The sequence below is a fragment of the Salinivirga sp. genome (assembly GCF_035268865.1).
In the GTDB taxonomy this organism is placed as follows: Bacteria; Bacteroidota; Bacteroidia; order Bacteroidales; family Salinivirgaceae; genus Salinivirga.
The window spans coordinates 1-4,796 of the sequence record NZ_DATFKB010000122.1 but is presented as its reverse complement, the minus strand read 5'-3'; the positions used below and the strand labels follow the sequence as shown (position 1 = coordinate 4,796).

5 protein-coding genes are annotated in these 4,796 nt (G+C 39.2%); 4 read left to right on the top strand and 1 reads right to left on the bottom strand.

Going from position 1 to position 4,796, the window contains the following annotated elements; translation table 11 throughout:
- Positions 1–127 precede the first annotated feature (127 nt).
- On the bottom strand, positions 128–310 hold the full coding sequence (locus tag VJ937_RS07505; protein WP_324066282.1) for a hypothetical protein: 183 nt from the start codon (positions 308–310) through the stop codon (positions 128–130).
- A gap of 173 nt (positions 311–483) precedes the next feature.
- Between VJ937_RS07505 and VJ937_RS07500 the strand changes: the two genes are divergently transcribed.
- The 4 genes from VJ937_RS07500 to VJ937_RS07485 all read left to right on the top strand — a co-directional run bounded on the left by VJ937_RS07500 (position 484) and on the right by VJ937_RS07485 (position 4,750).
- Positions 484–834: a toxin gene (locus VJ937_RS07500; protein WP_324066281.1), complete on the top strand. Its 351-nt coding sequence runs from the start codon at positions 484–486 to the stop codon at positions 832–834.
- A 280-nt stretch (positions 835–1,114) separates the two neighbouring features.
- A complete protein-coding gene (locus VJ937_RS07495) occupies positions 1,115–2,119 on the top strand; it encodes a type II toxin-antitoxin system antitoxin SocA domain-containing protein (protein ID WP_324066280.1) in 1,005 nt (334 codons plus the stop codon).
- A gap of 247 nt (positions 2,120–2,366) precedes the next feature.
- Complete coding sequence (locus tag VJ937_RS07490) at positions 2,367–3,305, top strand: retroviral-like aspartic protease family protein (RefSeq protein WP_324066279.1); 939 nt, start codon at positions 2,367–2,369, stop codon at positions 3,303–3,305.
- Between the two features lie 8 nt (positions 3,306–3,313).
- Positions 3,314–4,750 (top strand): glycogen-binding domain-containing protein, encoded by a 1,437-nt coding sequence (locus VJ937_RS07485; protein WP_324066278.1) that lies wholly within the window; start codon positions 3,314–3,316, stop codon positions 4,748–4,750.
- Positions 4,751–4,796 lie beyond the last annotated feature (46 nt).

Sequence of the window (4,796 nt, the reverse complement as noted above, 5' to 3'; positions counted from 1 at the left end):
CTATGAATATCGTTTCATGGCAGACCTTGCTGAAGGTAAGAAAAGTATGAATAAACGAAATGTTTACATAGCAGGTTTAAATTTAAAAAAAGTGAAAAAATACGGTTTTAGTTAGTGGCAGCTAGTTTTACTTTTTTACCGAAAAAATAGAGAAAGAAAGGTTTTTTCTCAAATACACATCCTCTTTCCCCCCTCCCCAACAACTCCAAAACCCTCTGCTGGTTGCATCACGGAGCGATGCTATGCAGGCCAGTATGAGTTTGAGCGAGCGTTTGAGTGAGGAGTTTCCTTGCGCTTGCTTCTTATTCATTTACTGCTACTATTCCACAGCTTGCCGGTATCTGATCAAAATAGGGGATTTTACATCTGCAAATAAAATATAATCACCTTAAGGTTGGCTTTTATTGTAAAAATACAAAAATTAAAACTTTAAAGTTGTATAATTAAAATTATTGTTGTATTTTTACAACGATTGTATAATCTATGGTATCTAAAAAGCAAGTCGAAACATACTTAAGCGATCTGAATTACAAAATTGATTTTTTTGGCATCCTGTTTCGAGATGACAGGGGGAAGAATCAACAAACTTTGCATGATTTGGAAATATCACCCAATCAGCGCAAAGAGATCATAAAAACATTGAAACTTGAAAATTACTCCGAAGGACCACTTGAAGATAAGATGCATGGTATTTTGCCCATGTGGGTCTTTGGGAGAATCGTGAAGCATCAGGAGATTTACATTAAGGTCAGTAAGGGTATAGAGAATAGTCAGGCAGTGTGTATCTCTTTCCATATTGCAGAACATCCCATGAGTTATCCATTTAAAAAGTAAAGAAATGAACCGAGCCATGACAAATATTTTGACGCACCTGCATGATTATAATAAAACTGAAAGCCTTGTGTGACGGAAATTTGATTCATCATGGCGAGCTCCATCCCGATTGCATCGGGACAGGTAATGACCATTAAAATCAAAATTATTACTATATGAAACCTCCATGTTTAACCATTAAACACACACGAGCATGATTATTCGGAGCAATAAATATAAAAGGCTTGTTGTTAGGGAAAAGGAGGTTCCATCTGACAACTAAAATCAAAATTATAAACAGATGAAAAGTCCATTTACCGGCAAGGAAATGAAAATTGTGAAAGAATGGCGAACAATGAGTTTTCGTAAAAATTCATTTGATGTGCTTTTTCATGCATACGAATGTGAAGATACCGGGGAGCAATTCGAGGATGATGCATTGGCCAATTTGAATTATAATCAACTCGTAAATCAATACAGGGTAAAATATCGCATACCATTTCCTGAACAAATTATTGCCATTCGTAATAAATACGGAGTATCAGCAACCAAAATGTCTGAAATATTGGGCTTCGGTGTCAATAGTTACCGTCAATATGAAAGTGGGGAGGTCCCCAGTCAATCCAATGCCCGGTTGATTCAGCTGGTGGATGATCCTCATGAGTTTAAAAAGCTGGTTGATTTAAGTTCAACATTAGAAACGAATGCAATTCAGAAAATCCATAAAAACATTAAAAAACAATTGGAAGCAAGAAAGGAGAATAAGCAGGAAAAGTATTTAGAAAGATATTTTTTTAGTACTTATTTACCTACCTCCTTTACAGGTTATAAGAAGCCCGATTTAAACAAATTTGCCGGGATGGTTGTATTTTTTGCGGAGCAACTGGCACCGTGGAAAACGAAGTTAAATAAATTGTTGTTTTATACTGACTTTTTGATGTATAAAAGAACAGGATTTTCAATGAGCGGCATTCAGTATCGTGCTATCTCAATGGGGCCGGTACCAAATAAATTTAATAGTATTTTCGAATATTTGGACAATAAAGAAGAGGTCGATATTCATTTTACGAACTTTATAAATGGGGGAACCGGGGAGCAATTTAAGCCGGCTGCCTATAAGAAATTTAATAAGGAATTATTTTCGGAGTTTGAGTTGAGTATCTTATCTGAAGTAGCCATGCGATTTGAGAAAACAACAACGGATGAAATGATTGATATCAGCCATAAAGAAAAAGCATGGTTAGAGAATAAAGAAGAAAAAAAACTAATTGATTACAAGTATAGTTTTGAGCTAAATCAAGTTTAGTTATATTTATCCGATTAGCAGTTCCACCTCCCTGTTGCTCCTCAAACTCCCTGTTATTAACATCACGGAGCGAAGCCATGCCGGCCAGTATGAGTTTGAGCGAGCGTTTGAGTGAGGAGTTTCCTTGCGCTTGCTTCTTATGCATACACTGCTATCATTCCACCGCTTGCCGGTATCTGATCAAAATAGGGGATTTTACATCTGCAAACAGAACAAAATCACTATTTTTAGGCTTGTATTAATTATTATGTCGCATTACCTGATCATCATACTGGTTTCTGTTTTGGCGCAATTGGGGCACTTCGATGCCAAAAAGGCTGCCCTGCCGGGTGTGATGGTTGAAGAAAAAACAGGGGCCAATAACATCGTTATTCCGCTAAAGCGTGCCGGTAACCTCATACTGATTGATGGGAAAATAGACGGACAAACCGGTTCCTTTATTTTAGATACAGGTGCTCCCGGCCTGGTGCTTAATGCCACTTATTTCCGGGAATCAAAACCTGCCGCAAAAGGTCAGGGGCAGGGCATTACCGGAAACCGCATGAAGAGAAGGACAAAGCACATCAATCAGTTTTCTTTTGCCGGATTGGTGTTTGAGAACCTGAAAGCAGATGTGCTCAACCTCGGCCACATTGAAAATGTAAGAAATATTAAAATACTGGGACTCATCGGTACTGCATTTATACGCGATTACGAGGTTGTGCTGGATATTAACCAAAAATCAATGCGCATGTACCGTATCGACAGAAAAGGCAATTATGTGGCTCCCTGTCCCGATAAAACCAGGTATTCAGTTCATCATGAGATTGATTTTATCAATAATGTGATTGTAACAAAAATACCGGTTGGCGGAAAAAATGTACGTTTTTGCATTGATACCGGAGCTGAACATAATGTGTTGGATTTCAATAATCATCGGAATGTGATGAAAACCATTTCCATTACCAGCCGTAGAAAACTGCAGGGTGCAAATAGTGAGCGTATTGAGGTGCTTTACGGCGTTATGAATGATTTTGCGCTTGCAGGCCAGGCGTTCCCGCGCATGCAGGTAGTGTTGCTCGATATGACCTCAATGCGGGCAGCATATGACATTTTTATTAAAGGAATGTTGGGCTTTGATTTTTTTAAACAGGGCGTTGTGCGCATAAACACACGAAAAGGCATCATGAGCATGGCCCTAAATTAAGTTGATTTATGGATAAAATTAAAATAGTCATACTGCTTTTATTAAGTTTTTGGGCATTGCAAACCAAAGCTCAAAACCTGCCTGCCGATGTGCTGACCGTAAAGAATGGTGAGTTGATATTTAAGATCGACCTCCGTTGGGATTCAGCGCTGCAGCAACAACTGATCGAAGTATACGACCTTGATAGCGCGATGGTTGCCGGCGTTTTTAGCGGTCAAAAATCATTTGATGTGGATGGCGAAAAGTGGCAAGCACGGAAAAAAGGCCGTAATCATGTGATTCTTCAAAAACCGCTGCAAAGTCAGCCCACCCTGGGAGAAATATTTTTGAAAATGATTTTTAATGATGAGCGTACAGGCGGTACGCCTGGTTATGTAAATGGCCCTGTTCCATTCGGGTTCAACCAATTTGGGCGGCAGTCTGTAACGTTTAGTAAGAGTGGTAACGTTGAGTTTACCTTATTCGGTCATGAAGATGCAAGTGAAGTCTATCTTGCAGGTTCTTTTAATACCTGGCAAACAAACGAGCTGCAGCTGGAGAAATACGGAAAAGGATGGAAAACAACAATTGAACTCGACCCGGGCAAATATTATTACAAATTTATAGTCGATGGAAGGTGGATGCCTGACCCGCACAATTTGCTTAAAGAATCCGACGGTGTCAGTGATTTCAATTCCATTGTATTCGTTCCGAATCATACGTTCAGGTTAGAGAATTACCAGTCGGCTGAAAATGTTTACCTGGCTGGCAGCTTTAATAGCTGGAAAGACAAAGATGCACCCTTGCATAAAACATCAGAAGGGTGGGAGCTTGATACTTATGTGGATTATGGCCGCCATACCTATAAATTTATTGTAGATGGTGATTGGATATTGGATCCGGCGAATCCCAACATATCACAAAATGAACATGGAACCGAAAATTCGGTGCTCAATATTGGCGAAAGTTATCAATTTACGCTAAAAGGTTATCCCGATGCTCAAAATGTTTTCCTGGCTGGCAATTTTAATAATTGGAACCCGAATGATATTCGCATGAATAGGGATGATTCGCTATGGGAGGCAGAATATTACCTGGGGCCCGGCAATTATGAATACAAATTCATAGTAGACGGGGAATGGATACCCGACCCTGAGAATCCTAAAGTTGCGCATAGTGGCGAAATTACCAATTCACTGCTGGTCTATAAACCGAATCATACCTTTGTGCTGGCTGATTTTGAAGATGCCAAAGAGGTAATTGTTACAGGATCATTCAATGACTGGAATCCAAATGGATATCAAATGCTTTGGCGCAACAACCAGTGGAAACTTGATTTGCATTTACCGCAGGGTAAAATTATTTATAAATTCATTGTGGATGGAGAATGGATGCCAGATCCGGCCAACCCGGTTTATGAAAACAATGAGCATGGTACATATAACTCCATTCTGTGGATCAAATAATGGTGTTTTATGGAACATTAACTGTTTGCAGTTTTAGTGTGAGTAA

Bases quoted from the DNA above. Each gene is read 5' to 3' on its own strand.
- VJ937_RS07495 (WP_324066280.1), top strand. From the start codon at position 1,115: ATGAAAAGTCCATTTACCGGCAAGGAAATGAAAATTGTGAAAGAATGG.
- VJ937_RS07505 (WP_324066282.1), bottom strand. From the start codon at position 310: ATGAATAAGAAGCAAGCGCAAGGAAACTCCTCACTCAAACGCTCGCTC.
- VJ937_RS07500 (WP_324066281.1), top strand. From the start codon at position 484: ATGGTATCTAAAAAGCAAGTCGAAACATACTTAAGCGATCTGAATTAC.
- VJ937_RS07490 (WP_324066279.1), top strand. From the start codon at position 2,367: ATGTCGCATTACCTGATCATCATACTGGTTTCTGTTTTGGCGCAATTG.
- VJ937_RS07485 (WP_324066278.1), top strand. From the start codon at position 3,314: ATGGATAAAATTAAAATAGTCATACTGCTTTTATTAAGTTTTTGGGCA.